This is a genomic window from Streptococcus sp. CCH8-H5 (assembly GCF_001556505.1).
In the GTDB taxonomy this organism is placed as follows: domain Bacteria; phylum Bacillota; class Bacilli; order Lactobacillales; family Streptococcaceae; genus Streptococcus.
Genome location: NZ_LSIZ01000095.1, coordinates 1 through 299, shown reverse-complemented (window position 1 = coordinate 299; position 299 = coordinate 1). Strand labels below are relative to the sequence as shown.

Below are 299 nucleotides of genomic sequence, written 5' to 3'. Positions count from 1 at the left end.
GCGTGTCGATCAAATATCATTAAGCTACTTTTGCCCTTTAAATATCCCATAAATGAAGAAATACTTAGTTTCGGTGGTATACTCACTAACATGTGAATATGATCTGGGCAAGCTTCTGCTTCATGAATTTCAACACCTTTTCTTTCACATAATAATCGTAAGATTTGACCAATACTTGCTTTGTATTTCCCATAGATTATCTGACGTCTATATTTTGGGGCGAAAACAATATGATACTTACAATTCCATGTAGTATGTGCTAAACTATTATTATCCTGTCTCATCAGGGGTCCTCCTTT

The 299-nt window shown here is 34.8% G+C and carries 1 protein-coding gene; it reads right to left on the bottom strand.

Features of this window, described 5'->3' with window-relative positions; genetic code table 11:
• Nucleotides 1–284 (bottom strand): IS200/IS605 family transposase (gene tnpA / locus AX663_RS05955; RefSeq protein ID WP_156430768.1); only part of this gene is annotated, 284 nt, incomplete at its 3' end.
• Nucleotides 285–299: the final 15 nt, after the last annotated feature.